23 protein-coding genes are annotated in these 20,674 nt (G+C 59.6%); 13 read left to right on the top strand and 10 right to left on the bottom strand.

Annotated elements, in window-relative coordinates; genetic code table 11:
* Positions 1-124: 124 nt before the first annotated feature.
* Entirely contained in the window at positions 125-961 is an 837-nt protein-coding gene (locus tag OS035_RS19265; protein WP_097625355.1) for a cell envelope integrity EipB family protein, read from the bottom strand.
* Between the two features lie 136 nt (positions 962-1,097).
* Here OS035_RS19265 and OS035_RS19260 point away from each other — a divergent pair, with 136 nt between their 5' ends.
* The 4 genes from OS035_RS19260 (at position 1,098) to OS035_RS19245 (ending at position 4,032) form a co-directional block, all read left to right on the top strand.
* Positions 1,098-1,568, top strand: coding sequence for a RidA family protein (locus OS035_RS19260; RefSeq protein WP_183777727.1), 471 nt, complete (start codon positions 1,098-1,100; stop codon positions 1,566-1,568).
* Positions 1,565-2,284, top strand: coding sequence for a glycerophosphodiester phosphodiesterase (locus OS035_RS19255; protein ID WP_183777728.1), 720 nt, complete (start codon positions 1,565-1,567; stop codon positions 2,282-2,284). Before OS035_RS19260 ends, OS035_RS19255 begins: the two co-directional genes overlap by 4 nt.
* Positions 2,285-2,362: 78 nt before the next feature.
* Complete coding sequence (locus OS035_RS19250; RefSeq protein ID WP_183777729.1) at positions 2,363-3,553, top strand: GNAT family N-acetyltransferase; 1,191 nt, start codon at positions 2,363-2,365, stop codon at positions 3,551-3,553.
* A gap of 53 nt (positions 3,554-3,606) precedes the next feature.
* Complete coding sequence (locus tag OS035_RS19245) at positions 3,607-4,032, top strand: HIT family protein (protein WP_097625352.1); 426 nt, start codon at positions 3,607-3,609, stop codon at positions 4,030-4,032.
* Between the two features lie 92 nt (positions 4,033-4,124).
* Here the strand turns inward: OS035_RS19245 and clpA are convergent, their stop codons facing one another.
* From clpA to OS035_RS19215, 6 genes are all read right to left on the bottom strand, one after another.
* Positions 4,125-6,617 carry an ATP-dependent Clp protease ATP-binding subunit ClpA gene (clpA, locus tag OS035_RS19240; protein WP_012557540.1) on the bottom strand — a complete coding sequence of 831 codons (2,493 nt, stop codon included), beginning with the start codon at positions 6,615-6,617 and terminating at the stop codon, positions 4,125-4,127.
* A gap of 10 nt (positions 6,618-6,627) precedes the next feature.
* A complete protein-coding gene (clpS, locus tag OS035_RS19235; RefSeq protein WP_003586692.1) occupies positions 6,628-6,978 on the bottom strand; it encodes an ATP-dependent Clp protease adapter ClpS in 351 nt (116 codons plus the stop codon).
* A gap of 277 nt (positions 6,979-7,255) precedes the next feature.
* The gene (locus OS035_RS19230) at positions 7,256-7,627 is read right to left on the bottom strand and encodes a phasin family protein (protein WP_097625351.1); all 372 of its coding nucleotides are present in this window, start codon (positions 7,625-7,627) and stop codon (positions 7,256-7,258) included.
* A gap of 272 nt (positions 7,628-7,899) precedes the next feature.
* Entirely contained in the window at positions 7,900-8,103 is a 204-nt protein-coding gene (locus OS035_RS19225) for a DUF3126 family protein (RefSeq protein WP_037094675.1), read from the bottom strand.
* A 125-nt stretch (positions 8,104-8,228) separates the two neighbouring features.
* The gene (cysE, locus tag OS035_RS19220; RefSeq protein WP_012557537.1) at positions 8,229-9,062 is read right to left on the bottom strand and encodes a serine O-acetyltransferase; all 834 of its coding nucleotides are present in this window, start codon (positions 9,060-9,062) and stop codon (positions 8,229-8,231) included.
* 141 nt (positions 9,063-9,203) lie between these two features.
* Positions 9,204-9,989: an alpha/beta fold hydrolase gene (locus OS035_RS19215; RefSeq protein WP_097625350.1), complete on the bottom strand. Its 786-nt coding sequence runs from the start codon at positions 9,987-9,989 to the stop codon at positions 9,204-9,206.
* Between the two features lie 166 nt (positions 9,990-10,155).
* On the opposite strand from OS035_RS19215, the gene OS035_RS19210 reads away from it, so the two are divergent.
* Complete coding sequence (locus OS035_RS19210; protein WP_003539274.1) at positions 10,156-10,401, top strand: zinc-finger domain-containing protein; 246 nt, start codon at positions 10,156-10,158, stop codon at positions 10,399-10,401.
* 28 nt (positions 10,402-10,429) lie between these two features.
* On the top strand, positions 10,430-11,584 hold the full coding sequence (locus tag OS035_RS19205; RefSeq protein WP_097625349.1) for an FAD-dependent monooxygenase: 1,155 nt from the start codon (positions 10,430-10,432) through the stop codon (positions 11,582-11,584).
* 11 nt (positions 11,585-11,595) lie between these two features.
* Here OS035_RS19205 and OS035_RS19200 read toward each other — a convergent pair whose 3' ends face one another.
* Positions 11,596-12,786 carry a cystathionine beta-lyase gene (locus OS035_RS19200; RefSeq protein WP_097625465.1) on the bottom strand — a complete coding sequence of 397 codons (1,191 nt, stop codon included), beginning with the start codon at positions 12,784-12,786 and terminating at the stop codon, positions 11,596-11,598.
* Positions 12,787-13,145: 359 nt separating this feature from the next.
* Here OS035_RS19200 and OS035_RS19195 point away from each other — a divergent pair, with 359 nt between their 5' ends.
* The 4 genes from OS035_RS19195 (at position 13,146) to OS035_RS19180 (ending at position 17,413) form a co-directional block, all read left to right on the top strand.
* Positions 13,146-14,171, top strand: coding sequence for an amino acid ABC transporter substrate-binding protein (locus OS035_RS19195; RefSeq protein ID WP_097625348.1), 1,026 nt, complete (start codon positions 13,146-13,148; stop codon positions 14,169-14,171).
* A 97-nt stretch (positions 14,172-14,268) separates the two neighbouring features.
* Positions 14,269-15,465, top strand: a complete 1,197-nt coding sequence (locus tag OS035_RS19190; RefSeq protein ID WP_097625347.1) for an amino acid ABC transporter permease — start codon at positions 14,269-14,271, stop codon at positions 15,463-15,465.
* A gap of 1 nt (position 15,466) precedes the next feature.
* Positions 15,467-16,621 carry an amino acid ABC transporter permease gene (locus OS035_RS19185; RefSeq protein WP_097625346.1) on the top strand — a complete coding sequence of 385 codons (1,155 nt, stop codon included), beginning with the start codon at positions 15,467-15,469 and terminating at the stop codon, positions 16,619-16,621.
* Positions 16,622-16,639: 18 nt separating this feature from the next.
* Complete coding sequence (locus OS035_RS19180) at positions 16,640-17,413, top strand: amino acid ABC transporter ATP-binding protein (RefSeq protein WP_097625345.1); 774 nt, start codon at positions 16,640-16,642, stop codon at positions 17,411-17,413.
* A gap of 78 nt (positions 17,414-17,491) precedes the next feature.
* Here the strand turns inward: OS035_RS19180 and OS035_RS19175 are convergent, their stop codons facing one another.
* On the bottom strand, positions 17,492-18,064 hold the full coding sequence (locus OS035_RS19175; protein WP_097625344.1) for a hypothetical protein: 573 nt from the start codon (positions 18,062-18,064) through the stop codon (positions 17,492-17,494).
* Between the two features lie 505 nt (positions 18,065-18,569).
* Here OS035_RS19175 and OS035_RS19170 point away from each other — a divergent pair.
* Positions 18,570-19,010 carry a DUF3597 domain-containing protein gene (locus tag OS035_RS19170; protein WP_097625343.1) on the top strand — a complete coding sequence of 147 codons (441 nt, stop codon included), beginning with the start codon at positions 18,570-18,572 and terminating at the stop codon, positions 19,008-19,010.
* A gap of 169 nt (positions 19,011-19,179) precedes the next feature.
* Positions 19,180-19,491: a hypothetical protein gene (locus OS035_RS19165; RefSeq protein ID WP_097625342.1), complete on the top strand. Its 312-nt coding sequence runs from the start codon at positions 19,180-19,182 to the stop codon at positions 19,489-19,491.
* 123 nt (positions 19,492-19,614) lie between these two features.
* On the opposite strand, the gene OS035_RS19160 is transcribed toward OS035_RS19165, so the two are convergent.
* Positions 19,615-20,010 carry a hypothetical protein gene (locus OS035_RS19160; protein ID WP_003586717.1) on the bottom strand — a complete coding sequence of 132 codons (396 nt, stop codon included), beginning with the start codon at positions 20,008-20,010 and terminating at the stop codon, positions 19,615-19,617.
* Positions 20,011-20,231: 221 nt separating this feature from the next.
* Here OS035_RS19160 and OS035_RS19155 point away from each other — a divergent pair, with 221 nt between their 5' ends.
* A complete protein-coding gene (locus OS035_RS19155) occupies positions 20,232-20,564 on the top strand; it encodes a hypothetical protein (protein ID WP_331813984.1) in 333 nt (110 codons plus the stop codon).
* The last annotated feature ends 110 nt before the right edge of the window (positions 20,565-20,674 follow it).

Genomic DNA, 20,674 nt, shown 5'->3' with positions numbered 1-20,674 from the left:
GTCACGATGGACTGGCCGCTAGGATCACACCGACCCGAAAAGCAGGACGACGGAAGACGCTGGTCGCCGCACAATAATGAACTTTATGATACAGTTTTATGACAGTTGGAAAAGCTTTGCAGGCTTACTTGCAAACCTCGGCCTTGCGGTCGAGCAGCTCGAGCTTTGCGAGCTTGCCGGTCAGAACGAAATCGCCGTAATCCATGGTCAGGTCGCGCGTGATGCCGTTCTCATAGAGCTTGAACGACATACGGTAGACCGGCAGAGCGTCGGATTTTGCATTCTCGTTGAAATAGGCGATCGTCACCGGCCAGAAGGCCGTCTTGGAGAAAGCGCCGGCATTGCCGGAATCTGCCTCCTCGGCAACCGGCGTCTCCTGTTTGCCAACGATCGTCGTCGTCACCAGCGACTTGTCGCCGTCATCCGAGCCGTCGAAGACGCGGGCCTCGAAGAAGCGCTTGCCGTCCTTTGCGTTCTGGATCACGTCGAGCATATGTTCGGTCGGGAACCGGCTTTCGGCAAGCTGCAGTTCGCGGCTCGACGGTTGCTTGAGATCGACCTTGACCCCGTCCGGCTGATCCTGAGCCGCACCGTTGACCTCTTTGTCGAGCTGTTGGTCGGTGAAGGATTTGGTGTCGAAGGTGAACTTGCCGTCCTTGAGATTCTCGAAGGTCTTCGTCTGCTGGTCGCTGACGCGGACGCTGTCGCCGGTGTCGATCTGCGTCACGAAGCGGAAGTTGGTGGTGAAGCCCTGGCAATAGCTGCCGTCGAACTCATAGACCATGCGACCGTACATGCCGGCAATGCCGGAGCGGTCAGAGGCGTCCTTCAGTTCCAGATCGTAGACCGCGCGATGTGCGACGAGGCCGGTCGCGATCGCAGCGCTTACCGCGGGCGCGGCCGCCCATGCATTGGCGGAAACGCTGGCGAAAAGCAGAGCGACAAGACCTGATCGGAACATTCATTAACTCCTGTTGGACTCGGTCGCGATGTTATAAGAACGCTTTCGGCCAAATCGAGGCTCGAACCTGTCATATTAAAGATTCTAGTCTTGATGCATAATTTTTGAAGAATTGACAACAAAAGCGGAGACGAAAATGTCGGATGAAATTGCAAAGCGCCTGACTGAGATGGGGATAACCCTGCCCGAAGCCGCAGCGCCTGCTGCAAATTACGTTCCTTACGTCATCAGCGGCAATCTCCTCTACATCTCCGGCCAGCTGCCGCTCGAAGGCGGCAAGATCGCCGTCTCCGGCCATCTCGGCAAGACCGTGGACGTTGCGAGCGGCCAGCGCGGCGCCGAGCTCTGCGCCATCAACATCCTAGCCCAGGCGAAGGCAGCACTTGGCGGCGATCTCGGCCGCATCCGGCGCGTCGTCAAGCTGAACGGCTTTGTCGCCTCGGCGCCCGACTTCGTCGAGCAGCATCTCGTCATCAACGGCGCTTCGAACCTGATTGCCGGCGTGCTCGGCGAGGCCGGCAAACATGCTCGTGCCGCCGTCGGCATGGCCGCCCTGCCGCTGAACGCCGCCGTCGAGATCGATGCTATCATGGAAATCGCGGAATGACCAATGCGGCCTGGATTCGGGACGTGCCCGTCGCCCATCGCGGCTATCACGACCTCAATAAGCTCGTCTGGGAAAACACGCTTTCGGCCTTTTCACGTGCCGTCGAAGCGGGCTTTGCGATCGAATGCGACCTGCATTACGCCTCCGACGGCGTGCCGGTCGTCTTTCACGACGAGGACCTGCAGCGGCTCTGCAATCTTCCGGGCGACATCCGCGAGCGCACCTCCCGTGAGCTCGGACTGATCGTCGTCGGCGGCACTGGAGACAAGGTGCCGACGCTCCGCCAGCTTCTCGATCTCGTCCAGGGCAAGGTGCCGCTGGTGCTGGAGCTGAAGGGCCGCGAGGCCGATGACGAGGGATTTGCAGAAGCCGTGCTCGAAGTGCTTCAGGATTATCAGGGCAAGGTGGCGCTGATGAGCTTCGACCACTGGCTGCTGCGCGATCTGAAGGCGCTTGACGCCCCCTACCCGCTTGGTCTTACCGCCAACGGCAACACACCGGAGGAGTTTGCGACGCATGCGAAGGCGATGGAGATCGGTCTCGATTTCATCTCCTATTATTATGACGACCTGCCGAACGCCTTCATCACAGGCGAACGTGAGAAGGGCATCCCCGTCATCACCTGGACGGTGCGCGACGAAGAAGCGCGCCGGCTCACCTTCGCCAACGCGGACCAGATGACCTTCGAGGGCTTCGACCCGCGTGTGGCGGTTTGACGCTCGCTTTTTGGCCAAGATCATGCGCAGACTGAGGCAGAGCCGAGATCATCCTACCACAGGCTTCGCATCTGCCCCATGACCGATGAACTATCCATTCGCGTAGAACGCTCCTTCACCGCGATTTCCCCGGAGAGCTGGTCCAGGCTTTCCGGGGCATCGAAGACTTGCCCGACGCTTGCCTATAACCCCTTCGTCTCGCACGCCTTTTTGTCTTCGCTGGAAGAGTCCGGTTCGGCCAGCGCCGAGACCGGCTGGCTCGGCCACCACCTGCTGCTCGAGACCGAGCGCGGCGAACTGATCGGCGCGCTGCCCGGCTACCTCAAGAGCCACAGCCAGGGCGAATATGTCTTCGACCATGGCTGGGCCGATGCGTTCGAGCGGGCGGGGGGGCGGTATTATCCCAAACTCCAATGCTCGATCCCCTTCACCCCGGCGACGGGGCCTCGTCTTCTCGTCGCCGAGGGACTGCAGCGGCTGCCGATCCAGAGCGCGATCGCCGAAAGCCTGAAGGAGGTCGTGCGCCGACTCGGCATCTCGTCTGCCCATGTCACCTTCGTGCCCGATGAGGAGATCGGCGTCTTCGAGATGGACGGCTATCTGCACCGCACCGACCAGCAGTTCCATTTCATCAATGACGGCTATGCCAATCATGAGGCATTTCTCGAAACGCTCGCGTCGCGCAAACGCAAGGCATTGCGCAAGGAGCGGCGCGCCGCGCTCGAAAACGGCATCAGCATCGAATGGCTGACCGGCCGTGACCTGACGGAACGCATCTGGGACCAGTTCTTCAAGTTCTACATGGATACCGGTGGGCGCAAATGGGGCCGGCCCTACCTCACCCGCAAGTTCTACTCGCTGATCGGCGAGCGCATGGCCGACGACATCCTGCTTGTCATGGCCAAGCGTGACGGACACTATATCGCCGGCGCCATCAACTTCATCGGCGGCGATACGCTCTATGGCCGTCACTGGGGCTGCGTCGAGGATCATCCCTTCCTGCATTTCGAGGTCTGTTATCATCAGGCGATCGACTTTGCCCTATCGAAAGGGTTGAAGCGGGTCGAGGCCGGTGCTCAAGGCGAACACAAGCTCGCCCGCGGCTACCTGCCGGTGACGACGCATTCGGCCCATTATGTCGCCCATGCCGGGCTTCGCCGGGCGATCGGCGACTATCTCGCCCGCGAGCGCGCCGATGTGGAACAGATGAGCGAGCTGCTGAGCGAGCACAGCCCGTTCCGCAAGGGCGAGCGCCAGCAGGAGGATTGACGCCGCCCTGCCGGCGGCGTTACCCGATCAAGAGGAAATGAGGAGATTTCGCGATGACCAGCGCCTATGACGACAACAATATCTTCGCCAAGATCCTGCGCGGCGAAATTCCCTCGCACCGTATCTACGAGGATCAGCATACCGTCGCCTTCATGGATGTGATGCCGCAAGCGCCGGGCCATGTGCTCGTCGTGCCGAAGGCGGCGTCGCGCAATATTCTCGATGCCGATCCAGCCACCCTCACCCATGCGATTACCGTCGTCCAGAAGATTGCCAATGCAGTTAAGGACGTCTTCGACGCCGACGGCGTGTTCGTCGCCCAGTTCAACGAACCGGCCGCCGGGCAGACGGTCTTTCATCTGCATTTCCACGTCATCCCGCGCCACGAGGGCGCCGCACTCAAGCCGCACTCCGGCAAGATGGAAGATGGCGCCGTGCTTGCCGCTCATGCAGAAAAGATCCGGGCGGCACTGGCCTGACATTGATCCCGAAGCGAGACAGAGGCTACGGAAAGAGCAGAAACGGAAAAAGGCCGCGATGACGCGGCCTTTTTCAATTCAACGAGGAAAGCTCACTTCTTGCGCGGAACCTTCGGAACCGTGCTGCCCTTCTTCGGGGCGTCGCGAACCTCGGGCTCGGCCTGCGGGACCGTCTTGGCGCGAGTCTTGGGCGCCGCCTTGGTCTTCAGCTCGCCGTCGCCCTGGTCGTCGGCGTCGGGATGGACGACCTCGGCTTCCGGCTTCGGCTTGATCGGCGCCGTATCCGGGATGGCCTCCAGCACGATGCCGGGCTTGCCGTCTTCCTTCGGGCCGACTGTGACGTTGACGACGCCGCCCTTCTTCAGCTTGCCGAAGAGGATTTCGTTGGCAAGCGGCTTCTTGATGGTGTCCTGGATCACGCGGGCCAGCGGGCGGGCGCCCATCTTCTCGTCGTAACCCTTTTCCGACAGCCAGGCGATCGCGTCCTCATGCAGGTCGAAGGTGACGTTCCTTTCGGAAAGCTGGGCCTCCAACTGCATGATGAACTTCTGCACGACCTTGTGAATGACGGCCGTCGGGAGTGCCGCGAAAGGAATGATCGCGTCGAGACGGTTGCGGAACTCCGGTGTGAACAGGCGGGTCAGCGCCTCCTCGTCCTCGCCAGTGCGCTTAGACGAGCCAAAGCCGATCGCCGCCTTGGCCATTTCGGACGCGCCCGCATTCGTCGTCATGATCAGGATGACGTTGCGGAAGTCGATCTTCTTGCCGTTATGGTCGGTCAGCGTGCCGTGGTCCATGACCTGCAGCAGGATATTGTAGATGTCGGGATGCGCCTTCTCGATTTCATCGAGCAGGACCACGCAATGCGGGTGCTGGTCGACGCCATCGGTCAACAGACCGCCCTGGTCGAAGCCGACATAGCCGGGAGGTGCGCCGAGCAGGCGCGACACCGTGTGCCGCTCCATATATTCCGACATGTCGAAGCGCAGAAGCTCGACGCCGAGCGACGATGCCAGCTGCTTTGCCACCTCGGTCTTGCCGACGCCGGTCGGACCGGAGAAGACATAGGCGCCGATCGGCTTGTTCGGCTCGCGAAGGCCGGCACGCGCCAGCTTGATCGAGGTCGAAAGCGCTTCGATGGCGATATCCTGGCCATAGACGACCGAGCGCAGTTCCTGCTCTAGATTGGCAAGCACCGCTTCGTCATCCTTGGAGACGGTCTTCGGCGGAATGCGCGCCATCGTGGCGACCGTCGCCTCGATCTCCTTTTCGGTGATCAGCTTGCGGCGCTTCGAGGGCGGGAGCAGCATCTGGGCAGCACCCGTCTCGTCGATCACGTCGATCGCCTTGTCCGGCAGCTTGCGGTCGGAGATATAGCGGGCCGAGAGTTCGACGGCCGACTTGATGGCATCGTTGGAATAACGCAGGTGGTGATATTCTTCGAAATAGGGCTTGAGGCCCTTCATGATCTCGATCGCGTCATCGATCGACGGTTCGCTGACGTCGATCTTCTGGAATCGGCGAACCAGCGCCCGGTCCTTTTCAAAGAACTGGCGATACTCCTTGTAGGTGGTCGACCCGATGCACCGGATCGCGCCCGACGACAGGGCCGGCTTCAAGAGGTTCGATGCATCCATCGCGCCGCCCGAGGTGGCACCGGCGCCGATCACCGTGTGGATCTCGTCGATGAACAGCACGGCGCCCGGATATTCCTCCAGTTCCTTGACGACCTGCTTCAGGCGCTCCTCGAAATCGCCGCGGTAGCGCGTGCCGGCAAGCAGCGTGCCCATGTCGAGCGAGAAGATCGTCGCATCGGCGAGCGCTTCGGGAACCTTGCCTTCGACGATGCGCTTGGCCAGGCCCTCGGCGATCGCCGTCTTGCCGACGCCGGGATCGCCGACATAGAGCGGATTGTTCTTCGAACGGCGGCACAGGATCTGGATGGTGCGGCTCACCTCGGCGTGACGGCCGATCAGCGGGTCGATCTTGCCGCCCTTGGCCTTCTCGTTGAGGTTGACGCAATAGGCCTTGAGCGCATCCTGCTGCTTCTTCGGGCCGCCCTCTTCCTCGCCGCCGCGCGCCGTCGGCTTGCTGCTCTCGGCTTCCTCCTCGGCGCCGCGCGGGGGCCGCGCTTCCGAAGCACCCGGGCGCTTGCCGATGCCGTGGGAGATATAGTTGACGGCGTCGTAGCGGGTCATCTCCTGCTCCTGCAGGAAATAAGCGGCATGGCTTTCGCGCTCGGCAAAGATCGCGACGAGCACGTTGGCGCCGGTCACTTCCTCGCGGCCGGACGATTGCACATGGATCACGGCGCGCTGGATGACACGCTGGAAGCCGGATGTCGGCTTTGAATCCTCGTCATATCCGGTGATCAGATTGGAGAGTTCGTTATCGACATATTCGACGAGCGTCTTGCGCAGCGCGTCGAGATCGACATTGCAGGCGCCCATGACCGCGGCCGCATCGGCATCGTCGATCAGGGCGAGCAGCAGATGCTCGAGCGTCGCATATTCGTGGTGCCGCTCGTTGGCAAAGGTCAGTGCCTGATGGAGCGCCTTCTCTAAACTAGGCGAAAATGTTGGCACGTTCAGATCCTCACTTCTTTTCCATGACGCATTGCAGCGGATGCTGGTGCTGCCGGGCGAAGTCCATCACCTGGCTGACCTTCGTTTCCGCCACCTCGTATGTGAATATTCCGCATTCGCCGACGCCGTGGTTATGGACATGGAGCATGATGCGGGTGGCACTTTCACGATCCTTTTGAAAAAAACGCTCCAGAATATGGATGACGAATTCCATGGGCGTGTAGTCGTCATTCAAAAGCAGCACGCGGTAGAGATTGGGCTTCTTGGTCTTCGGCTTGGTGCGTGTGATGACCGAGGTTCGATTTCCGTTCTCCCCGTTCCTATCGCTGTCGTTCTGCATCCGGATCGGCTTTGCGATCATTGTCATTCATTCCTCAAGCAATCCGGCGGAGCATGGGAGGGTGCTTTTCCCGCCGAATATCTGAAACACTAACTTAGTTCATAATAGGCCGATTTTAAGCCCCCTGTCAGTCACTGCAATCAAGAAATGGCCGGCATGCACGGGAAAGACCAAAAAAGTCCCCGGCCAATCCCACGGAGGTACTGCAGCATAAAGTGGAAACAAAAAGACCGGCTACAGATGCGTAGCCGGTCCATAATTTTCAATATGTAGCGCAGGTTGCGCCGTCGCAATCAATTCATGCAGCGGCTGGTGTGGAAGGCTGCGCCTGCCGGCTGGTCTTGGCGACGGCAGCGGCGATCGGCGCTTCATAGGGCTTGTAAGCGGATTTGGCGAGATCGGCATACATCTCGCTGAGCTTCGTCGTCTCGGAAACGAGACCTTCGAAATAGGACTTGACGTAGTTGGTCTGAAGTTCGAAAGCCGCCTCGAAGCTCTTGACGCCAGCCAGCGTTTCGAAATGCGTCACCGCGTCCTGAAAGGATTTCTTCGAATAATCCGCTGCTTCGGCAGCGATCGCCTGAAAGCCCCTGGTCGTATCCGAATAGGTTCTCAGCGCCGTATCAACGGCTTCCTTGCTCTTCTTGTTTGCGTCGTCAAAGTTGAACATGACCGTCCTCCGTTGGGCTGTGGGATGGCGGCAGGGTAGCTGCAACGCACAAATAGTCAAGTAGTCTTGTGCATTGCAAAACACCCACCGGTTGTGCAACAATAATAAAACAAAGGATGCGCGCCGGGGCACGTACGTCTTTAACTGTTTTTGCTAATATATATCAGATAAACGCAACCTGAAGCTTCAAATAAATTTTGAACTGAAGCCCAGAAAACGAAAAAGACCGAACGGATCGCGCCGTTCGGTCCCTTGGAAAGCGTTCGAGCGGATTAGAGATCGACGTCGAGGATCGCCATCGAAAAGTTGTAGGAGCGGTCGCCGTCCTCGTCATCGATATAGACGACGCCCAGAAATTCTTCGCCGAGATAGACTTCTGCAGAATCATTCTTGCGCGGACGCGCCTTGACGACGATCTGCGGATTGAGCATGCGTTTGAAATAGGCGTCGAGCTTCTTGATTTCTTCAGGCTTCACTCTGTATCTCCGTAAACGGTCTTGATTGACCGCTTCTTGCACAGGAAAAGCAGCGGTGTAAAGGCAAGGTTGCCACTTGGCAATTTTCGTCCCCGCCGACCTTTCCCAATCCTTCCGGCAGCCGATCAGATATCGGCGCCGATCACCTGGTCCATGTTGCGCGACGGCTCGGAACAACCTGCTTCGCCGACGACCTTGGCCGGTACGCCGGCGACCGTCTTCTTCGGCGGCACCGCTTTCAAGACGACGGAACCGGCGGCGATGCGTGAGCAGTAGCCGATCTCGATATTGCCGAGGATCTTTGCGCCGGCGCCGATCATGACGCCGCTGCCGATCTTCGGATGGCGGTCGGCGCCCTCTTTGCCGGTACCGCCGAGCGTGACGTTATGCAGGATCGAGACGTTATCGCCGATCACAGCCGTCTCGCCGACGACGAGGCCGGTGGCGTGATCGAGGAAGATGCCTTTGCCGATCCGGGCGGCCGGATTGATGTCGGTTTGGAAGACGCTAGAAGAACGGCTCTGCAGATAGAGCGCGAAATCTCGCCGGCCGCGGTTCAGCAGCCAATGGGCGAGACGGTGTGTCTGCAGCGCGTGGAAGCCCTTGAAATAGAGCACGGCTTCCATGAACCGCAGGCAGGCGGGATCGCGATCGTAGATGGCTTGGATGTCGACGCGCAGAATGGAACTCCATTCCGGCCAATCGGAGAGCATTTCCTCGAAGGTCTGGCGAAGCAGGTTCGCCTGCATGTCGGGGTGATCGAGACGTTCGCAGATGCGATGGATGACGCATTCCTCGAGCGAATGGTAGTTGATCACTGTCGAGTAGAGGAAGGCGGCGAGAACCGGGTCCCGTTCGGCGGCGAGCCGGGCTTCCTCGCGCAGGCTGTCCCAGATGGGATCCATCACCTTTAGCGGATGGCCTGTCTCAAAAGCACGAATATCAGTCTTGGCGACCATGGCCGCTCTCCTCGTTGCCAACAGGAATGCCGTTTTCGGAATGCCAATATATAGTGGAAAACGCCAATAACATAAATGGGTGCCGTCGCCATGGTTTTTTAGCATGGGTTTTCGGCATCATGATGATCTCACCCACCAATGTCACCCGCTGGCGACTTTCGCGTAGAAGGCCAGCACCGCCTGCTTGAAAACCTTGTCGCCGACGGCGAGCATGTGATCACGGCCCGGAATATCCAGCGCTTCGGCATCAGGCATCAGCGCCGCCAACGCCTGCGGCGAGCCGGCGATATCGTCTTTTGTGCCGACGCCGATCAGCGTCGGCATGTCGAGCCTTCCCATATCCGTGCGGGCAACGAGATCGCGCGAGCCGCGGATGCAGAGGGCAAGGGCGACGCGATCGCTCTTAGTCTGTTCGGCGAAGGCGCGGAACATGCGGCCGCGGTCATGCGTGACGTCCTCGAGCGAGGGAGCAAGCAGCGCATTGGCGATCGGATCCCAGTCGCCGACGCCGTCGGTCATGCCGATGCCGAGACCGCCGAGCACCAGCGAGCGGACCCGATGCGGATTGGCAAGGGCGGCAAAGACCGAAATGCGCGCGCCCATCGAATAACCCATGACATTGGCTTCCGGGATGCCGAGATGATCCAGAAGCGCGATCGCATCGCCGGCCATCACCCATGGACGATAGGCTTCGGCATCGTGCGGCTTGTCGCTTGCGCCGTGGCCACGATTGTCGATGGCGATCACCCGGTAGCCGGCATCGCCCAGCGTCTTCAGCCAGCCGGGGTGCACCCAGTTGACGTTTGCGGTCGAAGCAAATCCGTGGATCAACAAGACGGGCAAGCCGGCCGGATCGCCCTCATCGAAGAAGGCGAGCTTCAATCCGTCATGGGTGAAGCTTGAAAATGCAGGCGTGTTCAGGTTCATCGCGTCTTCCTTCAGGGCCTTTTCCGCGCGACCATAATCGAGCCGCCATTCATCGTGAAGCTAGAAACTGTGCCTAAAAACAGTACCCACCGCGGCGCTTTGGCTCTACACATTTGCGGCGAAGGCTTATAAGGTCCGCGCAGATTTCAAGCATTCGGAGAGCGACATGGCCGGCCACAACATTCCCCACTTCCAGAACGACGGCGGTCACCGGGTTATCGAAGTCGGCGTCAAGGAATTCATGTGCACCGGCGCTTCGGCCCCGTTCGACCATCCGCATATCTTCATCGACATGGGCGACGACAACGAGAAGGTCTGTTCCTACTGTTCGACGCTCTATCGCTTCAATTCCGCGCTCAAGCCGAGCCAGACCAACCCGGCCGGCTGCGTTTTCCACGTGAAGGCGGCGTAACCCGTCCAGATTTCGGATCGGACGGATAATGCCGGTCGAACATGCCGCCATCATCGGCGCCGGGATATCGGGGCTGACCGCTGCGCTATCGCTTTCGCGTCGGGGCATCAGCTCCGACATCTTCGAGCAGGCGGGTGAACTCACCGAGGTCGGCGCCGGCTTGCAGGTTTCGCCCAACGCCTCGCGCATTCTTGCCGAACTTGGTATCCTTGACGGGTTGTCAAAGGTCTGGCTCGAGCCGGAAACGATCCGGCTGATCTCGGGCAGTTCGCTGCGCCAGCTGGCAGCCGTGCCTGCAGGCACATTCGCACGGCAGCGCTGGGGCGCTCCCTATGGCGTCCTGCATCGCAGCACATTGCAGAAAACCCTTTTGGCCGCGGTCGAGGCCGATCCGCTCTGCCGGCTTCACCTTGGTATCAGGATGGAATCGGCGCTGCCGGATTTCGAGCGGGACGCCGATGCCGTCATCGGCGCCGACGGCGTCTGGTCGAAGCTGCGACAATTGGTTCCGGGCAGCCCCTCGCCACGGTTTTCCGGCAATATCGCCTACCGCTTCACCATTGCCGAAACCGAAGCGCCCGGCTTCCTCGACCGACAAAGCGTATGCGCTTTCCTCGGCGGCTCGGCACATCTCGTCTGCTACCCTTTGAGGGAGACTGCCAACTTCAACATGGTGGCGATAACCGCCGGCAACAGCGCGCCGCAGGCCTGGCAAAGCGAGCCGACGGCCGAGCAGCGCGCAGAACTCAGGAAACGCTTTTCGGGCTGGAACGCCGCGATCGTCTCGCTGTTCGACCAACGCCGGAAGCTGACGTTCTGGCCGCTGTTCGAAACCTCCGCCGGTGCGTGGCAGGACGGCCGCAAGACAGTTCTGATCGGCGATGCCGCGCATGCGATGATGCCCTTTGCCGCACAGGGCGCGGCCATGGCGATCGAAGACGCCTACGAACTTGCCGTGTTTCTTTCCAATCGTCCGGCGGCGGAAGCTATAAAGCTCTTTGAAAGCCATCGGGCGCCACGCATCGCGAAACTTCGCCAGCGCGGCGCCTTCAACCGGTTCGCCTATCATGCGAAGGGGCCAATCCGGATCGGCCGCGATCTCGTGCTCGGCCTCAAGCCGCCGCAAAGCCTGGCGGCGGACCTCGACTGGATTTACGGGTACCGGGCTCTGCGTCTGCCATAAAGCACAGCGTGTCAGACAGCGCTTGCGGCGGCAAAACCCCTTTCGATATCGGCCTTGAGGTCAACCACATCCTCGATGCCGATCTGCAGGCGGATGACAGCACCATCCGTCGGAGCCTTGGCGACCGTGCGGTCGTTGAGATAGGCGTGCAATGCGAGGCTTTCAAAGCCACCCCAGGAATAGCCGAGACCGAAGATCCGGAGCGCGTCGAGAAAGGCATGCGCCTTTGCCCTGGATTTTTCCGGGCCATCGGCGGCGAGCACGAAGGAAAAGATGCCGCTGGCGCCTTTGAAATCGCGCTTCCATAGATAATGAGAGGGGAAACTCGGCAAGGCCGGATGCAACACGCGGGCGACGTCCTCCCTGCCCTCCAGCCATTGCGCGATATCAAGCGCGCTTTCATAATGCCGCTCCAGACGCAGGCCCATGGTGCGCAATCCGCGCAGGATCTGGTAAGCGTCATCGGGCGCGCCGCAGATGCCGAGCACACCGTTTGCTTCCTTCAGCCGCTCCCAGTGCTCGGCATTGGCCGACACGGTTCCAAGCAGGATATCGGAATGGCCTGAGGGATATTTCGTGGATGCGTGGATCGAGATATCGACGCCGTGATCGAGCGGTTTGAAATAGAGCGGCGTCGCCCAGGTATTGTCCATCATGACAACGGCGCCGCGGCGGTGCGCCACCGCCGAGATCGCCGGGATATCCTGCATCTCGAAGGTGTTGGAGCCGGGAGCCTCGGTGTGGACGACCCTGGTGTGCGGTCGGAAGAGCGTCTCTATGCCGGCGCCGATCGACGGGTCGTAATATTCGACCTCGACGCCAAGACGCTTCAACATCGTGTCGCAGAAATGGCGCGTCGGGCCGTAGACCGAATCGACGACGAGCGCATGGTCGCCGGCGGCGACGAAACCCAGAAACGGAATGGTCACGGCTGCAAGGCCCGAGGGGACGAGGATCGTGCCGGCCGAGCCTTCGAGTGCGTCGATTGCCTCGCAGAGCGCATCCGTCGTCGGCGTACCGCGCGTTCCATAGGTGTATTTCTGCGAGCGTGTCTCCATCGTGCGCGCATTCGGAAACAGCACCGTCGAGGCATGCACGACTGGCGGATTGACGAAGCCGTGATAGTCGAAAGGGTCGTTGCCGATATGCGTCAGGCGGGTGTTGATGCCGGCATTCTGCAGCAAGCTGTCTTTTTCTTTCATGTCGGAAATAGCCTTTGGCGAGGGGCGCAAAACCAGACTTTTGGACGCCCCGCCGTTTCCGGTCAACCCCTTGACCGTGGGTTGGCGACAACGCTTGGACATGATGGAATTTCCGAATTTCGCGTTATTTTTCCGCAATCGGACGCCTATTTCATAGCCAACCGCCCTCGAATGCGGCGCAATCAACCAAAATTCTGAATTTTGCCGCAATTATTGATGGTGACACTTGACCATGGTGACATTTGCGACTGTGATAGGGCACTCGCGCCGGGAGGGTGTCGAGACATTGGGGGCGGCAGGTTTTTCCGCCGGAACTTCCCCACAAGAAAATATAAGACAACGGAAAAGGTTGGGAAAAAATGAAGAACAAGCTTCTGTCCGCCGCACTCGGCGCAGCAGTTTTCGCTCTTGGCACCTCGGCTGCCTCGGCCACCACTCTCGGAGACGTCAAAGCGAAGGGTTTCGTGCAATGCGGCGTCAATACCGGCCTTCTCGGTTTCGCGCAGCCTGATGCATCCGGCAATTGGGCCGGCTTCGACGTCGATTTCTGCAAGGCCGTCGCTTCGGCCGTCCTCGGCGATCCGACCAAAGTCAAATATACGCCACTGTCGGCGAAAGATCGTTTCCCGGCACTGCAGTCCGGCGAAATCGACATTCTGTCGCGTAACACCACCTGGTCGATCAACCGCGATACCGCACTCGGCTTCAACTTCCGCCCGGTCACCTATTACGACGGTCAGGGCTTCATGGTTCGCAAGAGCCTGAACGTGAAGTCGGCGCTGGAACTATCAGGTGCGGCCATCTGCGTGCAGTCGGGCACGACCACCGAACTGAACCTCGCCGACTATTTCAAGGCGAACAACCTTCAGTACAATCCGGTGGTTTTCGAAAAGCTTGAAGAAGTCAACGCCGCCTATGATTCCGGCCGTTGCGACGTCTATACCACCGACCAGTCCGGCCTCTATTCGCTGCGCCTGACGCTGAAGAACCCCGACGAGCACATGGTCCTTCCGGAGATCATCTCCAAGGAGCCGCTCGGCCCGGCTGTGCGCCAGGGCGACGACCAGTGGTTCGACATCGTTTCCTGGACGGCCTATGCGCTTGTTAACGCCGAAGAATTCGGCATCACCCAGGCGAATGTCGACGAGATGAAGAACTCGCCGAACCCCGATATCAAGCGCTTCCTCGGCAGCGAGGCCGATACCAAGATTGGCACCGACCTCGGCCTGACCAACGACTGGGCTTACAACATCATCAAGAACGTCGGCAATTACGGCGAAGTCTTTGAGCGCAATATCGGCCAGGGCAGCCCGCTGAAGATCGCACGCGGCCTCAACGCTCTCTGGAGCAAGGGCGGCATCCAGTACGCTCCGCCGGTTCGCTGATCGCGCACCGCTTGAAAAGCAGGGAAAGGCGGTAAAACGCCTTTCCTCTTCCAAAAAAGAAAAGCCCAAAAACGGGCTCACAGGGGATTGGCGCGGCATGACGCAAGAGGCATCTGTACCTTTGCATGCGACCGGCTGGAGTTTGAGCTCCGCCATGTACGACCCGAGAATTCGGGGTATTTTCTTCCAAATCCTAACCGTCGTGGTGCTTGTCGTGGCGATCACATGGATCGCGCACAATACGGCAGCAAACCTTGCCCGCAGCAATACGGCATCGGGTTTTGCCTTCCTGCGCGGACGCGCCGGTTTCGAGATCGGCCAGTCGCTGATCGGCTATTCGAGCGACAGCACCTATGGACGCGCCCTGCTCGTCGGCATCCTGAACACGATCCAGGTCGCCATCACCGGCATCATCACCGCGACGATCATCGGCTTCGTCATCGGCATCGGCCGGCTCTCGCGCAACTGGCTGATCGCCAAGCTCTGCACCGTCTATGTCGAAGTATTCCGCAACATCCCGCCGCTGCTCGTCATCTTCTTCTGGTATTCCGGCGTTCTTGCCGTGTTGCCGCAGCCGCGTGAATCGCTGCATCTGCCGCTCAACATGTTCCTCAACAATCGCGGGCTCGCCTTCCCGAAGCCGATCTTCGAGACCGGCATGTGGGTTGTCGGCATCGCGTTTTTGATCGGGATCGTCGCAACCGTCCTGATGACGAAATGGGCGCACAAGCGGCAGGCGGCAACAGGCAAGCAGTTCCATACGATCTGGGCGGCGATCGGCCTGATCGTCGGGCTGCCGATTCTCGCCTTCCTGCTAAGCGGCCTGCCCATGTCATTCGACATGCCGGTTGCCGGCAAGTTCAACCTGACCGGCGGCAGCGTCATCGGTCCGGAGTTCATGTCGCTCTTCCTGGCCCTCTCCTTCTACACCGCAGCCTTCATCGCCGAGATCGTACGCAGCGGCATTCGCGGCGTGGCGAAGGGCCAGTCGGAAGCGGCAGGCGCGCTCGGGCTGCATCCATCGAGCATCACGCGCCTCGTCGTGGTGCCGCAGGCCCTGCGCATCATCATTCCGCCACTGACCAGCCAGTATCTGAACCTGACGAAGAATTCGTCGCTGGCGATCGCCATCGGTTTCGCCGATTACTTCGCCGTCAGCGGCACGATCCTCAACCAGACCGGTCAGGCCGTCGAGCTCATGTTCCTGGTGGTCGTCGCCTATCTGCTGCTCAGCGTCGTGACCTCGGTCTTCATGAACTGGTTCAACGCCAAAATGGCCCTGGTGGAGCGATAAGATGTCGATATCGAACCAATCCTTCGTCAGAACCGCCATGCTGGCACCCGAACCGGCCCCTCCCGGCGAAAGGGGCGCCCTCGCCTGGGTCCGCAAGAACCTGCTTGCGACACCCAAGGATATAGTGATGACGGTGCTTGCACTCGCCGTTCTCGCCTGGGTACTGCCGCATATGATCAACTGGCTGTTCGTCCAGGCCGTCTGGAGCGGCCCGGACCGGACATTCTGCGCGACAACCGTGCAGGGCGGCATCCAGCCGGATGGCTGGAGTGGCGCCTGCTGGGCCTTCGTCAACGCCAAGATGGATCAGTTCGTCTATGGCCGTTATCCGCTCTCCGAGCGCTGGCGCCCGACGATCGTCGGCATCCTGTTCATCGTCCTGTTGGTGCCGATGCTGATCCCCCGCGCCCCGCGCAAGGGGCTGAACGCCATCTTGCTGTTCATCGCATTGCCGCTTCTGTCCATTTGGCTGCTCTGCGGCGGTTTCGGGCTTGAGCCGGTCGAGACCTCGCTCTGGGGCGGCCTGATGGTGACGCTGGTACTCTCCTTCGTCGGCATCGCCGTATCGCTTCCCTTCGGCGTCATCCTGGCACTTGGGCGGCGCTCGCATATGCCGATCATCCGCACAGTCTGCATCGGCTTCATCGAGATCGTCCGCGGCATTCCGCTGATCGCCGTGCTGTTTATGGCAAGCGTCATGCTGCCGCTCTTCCTGCCCACCGGCTGGAATGTCGACAAACTGCTCAGGGCGCTGATCGGCGTCGCGATTTTCACCTCGGCCTATATGGCGGAGGTTATCCGCGGCGGTCTGCAGGCGATCCCGAAGGGTCAGTTTGAGGGTGCCGATTCGCTCGGCCTCGGCTATTGGCAGAAGATGCGGCTCATCATCCTGCCGCAGGCGATCAAGCTGGTCATACCGAGCATCGTCAACACCTTCATCGGTACGTTCAAGGACACATCGCTGGTCTCGATCATCGGCATGTTCGATCTGCTCGGCATCGTCCGCCTGAATTTCAGCGACGCTTACTGGGCCAGCGCCGTCACGCCGCTGACCGGCCTGATCTTTGCCGGCTTCGCCTTCTGGCTTTTCTGCTTCGGCATGTCGCGCTATTCAGCATTCATTGAACGCCATCTCGATACCGGCCACAAACGATAAGAATGAGGGAAAACAATCATGGCTGAAGCTCCAGCTAAAAAGCTCACCGTTTCCGCAACGGAAGTGGCGGTCGATATCATCAACATGAACAAGTGGTACGGCGATTTTCACGTGCTGCGCGATATCAACCTTAAGGTCATGCGCGGCGAGCGCATCGTCATCGCCGGCCCGTCGGGTTCCGGCAAGTCGACGATGATCCGCTGCATCAACCGCCTGGAAGAGCATCAGAAGGGCCGCATTATCGTCGACGGCACCGAACTCACCAACGACCTGAAGAAGATCGACGAGGTCAGGCGCGAAGTCGGCATGGTGTTCCAGCACTTCAACCTCTTCCCCCACCTGACGATCCTCGAAAATTGCACGCTGGCGCCGATCTGGGTGCGCAAGATGCCGAAGAAGCAGGCGGAAGAAATCGCCATGCATTTCCTCAAGCGCGTCAAGATCCCCGAGCAGGCCAACAAATATCCGGGACAGCTTTCCGGCGGCCAGCAGCAGCGCGTGGCGATCGCCAGGTCGCTATGCATGAACCCGAAGATCATGCTGTTCGACGAGCCGACCTCGGCGCTCGATCCCGAGATGATCAAGGAAGTGCTCGACACCATGGTGGGCCTTGCCGAGGAAGGCATGACCATGCTGTGCGTCACCCATGAAATGGGCTTTGCCCGCCAGGTCGCCAACCGCGTCATCTTCATGGATCAGGGCCAGATCGTCGAGCAGAATTCCCCGGCCGAGTTCTTCGACAATCCGCAGCACGAACGCACCAAGCTGTTCCTCAGCCAGATCCTGCATTAGGCAGATCCTGCATAAGGCTGGGGAACCGAGCAATTTGAAAGACCCGCCGTGCCTTCCGGTTCGGCGGGTCTTTCACGTTCAGCGCGAGGCTGACGCCTGCAGCAGGCTGCAGAGACCGGCAAGGCCGGAATCAGAACCACCTGAGGCCGAGCCGCCAGGCGATGAGATATCAACGCAACGGACAAGCATCTTGCGTTGCTCATTGACCGGCCTCGACCGGAAGTCATCCAGGATGCGGGCCTGCGATGCGCTGAGGTTACCGTCTGCCGCGGATTTGTTGCTGCCCCCTGCCCCGCCGATGGCGAGATTGGCATCGATGCCGCTGCCGCGTCTGACCGAGGCCGTGGCATCGGTATCAAGCCCACTGGAGCCGCCGATGCGTGCATTGAGATCGGCATCAACGCCCCGGCCGCCGCCGGCATTGGCGGTCGCATTGGCGTTGACGCCGCTCGAACCGCCGACGGAAGCATTGGCATCGGCGCGGATGCCACTGCCGCCGCCAAGCGACGCCCCGACATCGGCGCTGGCGGCATTGCCGGCATTTACCGATACGCCGACATCGATGGCGTGTGCATCGCTTGCCGGCATGGCAAGCAGGGCGCAGGTGGATGCAAGCACCGCCAGGGATAGTCCATTGTGATTATGGGTCATGTTTTTCCTCCGTTTCCCATTCGCCAAGCGATCTGCCCGGCAATCGAAAATCGAGGAACGCGCGTGCCTTCGATCGTCTGGACGCCTGCAACCTGCGGGACATCCATGGCAAGGCAACGTGAAGGGATGACGAATGTTTCACAACACAGCGGGGCAAGTCGGCTCTGTGGCGTACAATGATCTTTCACGGTTATTGAAATACGAATTGCCAACCCGACTGTGCCGAAAGCGAGCATGTCTTGCATCGGCCGGAGTGCCGGCCGAGTATTTCCTTCCCGGCCGCGTCAGCAATCTTCACAGCGGGCAAGAAAAGCGCAGATCTCGATGCGACTGGACGGCGATTGATCCATTCGCAGCGTTTTGCGGGTCGCCTGCACCTTGCCTTGAAACTGGATTTTCCATCATCGATTGAGATAGGCAAAAATAACTCCCCTCCGTCTGGATATATCAGGCAGGAAGTCCATGTTTCAGCATGTTCTCATCTAATGGAACTGGAGGTTCAAGAATGGGCATTTTCGACAAGATCAAACATGCAATCTTCGGAGAAGCGAAAGCAGCCGAACCCGTTGCATCAGGCGCGCCGAAGACGCAACCCGCCCAGGCGCCCGTCTCGCCGCCGGCAGCGCCCAGTGCCGCACCTGCCGCCTCTCCCGCTCAAAGCAAGCCGGCCGCGGCACCGTCCACAGCAAATGTCGATATCGTCCCGATCCTCGACGCGGCCGTGAAAAAGAGCGGCCAGAAACTCGATTGGCGCCACTCGATCGTGGATTTGATGAAAGCGGTCGGAATGGATGCGAGCATGGCCGAGCGCAAGGAGCTCGCCTCTGAACTCGGCTATACCGGCGACATCGGTGATTCCGCCAAGATGAATATGTGGCTGCACAAGGCACTGATGAAACGCCTGTCGGAAAATGGCGGCAAAGTACCGGCCGATCTCCTGGATTGATCGAAGAGCCCGGCGCTTCGCGATCGAGGCTCATCTGTCACGGAGCGCCGGCAATCCAGTCCATGCGCCGCTCAGACCGCAGGCCACAAGTCCCCTTGCCCGCAGGCATTGGAACCAATAACGTTCCGCTCGATTACTTCGATAATCGATCAGGGGAGAACTAAATCCAATGAAATTGATGGCAGTCGTTGGCGTTGCGCTTAGCTTGGGCTGTATTTCGGCCGCGGAGTCTCCTTCAAACTATCAATCCTACAGCGGCATCCGGGTCGATACCGATCCGGTCCTCCTGGCTCGATACGACAAATCGCTCCGGTGGTGCGTGCCGGAGGCGGGTTCCTGGCGACGCGGCTCGCCGGATCCGCAAAGCCTGCATTACAACGCGGCGCTGAGAAACTGCCTCTACAGACACGGCTTCGTCGATAGAGGCGTCTACGCCTACCCGATCCCCGAGATCTACTTCGAGCATTTCCTCGATCGCTAAGAAGATCCGGGCAGCGCAGATCCGTCATGGGCCTTCAAGGTAAAACATCAGCCCGCCGTGTTGGCGGGCCGTGTCCACTGCGACTGCCCACATGTCAGCAAGTTCCTTAATCGAGCCGCAGCTTCAGCCGACCGTCGAGACCGCATGAACTTTCATATCATCGCGAACTTCGTAGAACTTGTCGCCGTCGATATAGATCGAATGGCAGCTCGGTTTTTCGCCCTTGCCATTGGAGCAAGCTTTATCGCCCTTGAATGTGAGTTTGGTTTTCACGTCGATCGTTTTGCCGCCGACATCAGCCTTACCGGTGATCGTGCCCTTCTTCCAGTTCCAGACCAGATCAGCGGTCACGGGCTTGTCCAGATCAACGATCTCCACCTTCACATGCTTGCCATCAGCAAATGCTTTAAACTCTTCCATCGTGACCTTCTTGGCGCCGGCCGGAAGATCGACGGCATAGGTGTTCACAGCCGACAGCATGAAGGCCGCAGCGCCGACGCTGGATAGGATGGTTCTCATGTTCCGCCTCCTCAGGATTGGCGGCAAATTACAACCCGTCGGGCGAAACAACATCCCGCCTATTGTGATTAGGGCAGTATACGGCAGGGCTGAACTGTCAAAATGCAGCAATTTTTCTTCTGGGCGACATCGCAATTTTTGCGCGTTGTCTTTCCTGCATCACACGAATCGAAATAAACACCAGAAACCGACCATCGGATATTTAAAGGAATAAGGTAACAATGCCTACTCGCACCATAATAGTATTGATTGCCATGGCCTTGCTCGCTGCCTGCGTACCGACTCGCCAGGAATATGATTCCTTCGTTACTTTGACGCAGGGGAGTGCAAGAGCGAGAAATGAGGCTGTCAATATTTGCGTGAAGAGCTTCGATGCAAATGCGCGCCGCAACGCTGGCATCGTGACAAACGCTTCGGACAAAGACGCTCCGCGCGTTGCCTGCAATCGGCTTCTAGCGGCGATGATTTCCGGTCGCGCCACCTACGATGACTTCGTTGACAGCAAAAGCCACAAGTTCACACCGAAGCTGATCAAGATTTTCCAAGGGCGTTAAACTGGGTCAAGCGACGGCTTGCAGCCTCGACCTTGCAAGCCGTCAACGGCCCGCTCGAAACGCGGTTTGCATTCAAACCTTAGGCACGTTTCGTTGCCGTTGTAGGTCGT

Source organism: Rhizobium sp. 268 (assembly GCF_036571585.1).
Taxonomy (GTDB): Bacteria; Pseudomonadota; Alphaproteobacteria; order Rhizobiales; family Rhizobiaceae; genus Rhizobium; species Rhizobium redzepovicii.
The sequence above is the reverse complement of the archived record's forward strand: the minus strand, read 5'-3'. Positions and strand labels throughout refer to the sequence as shown.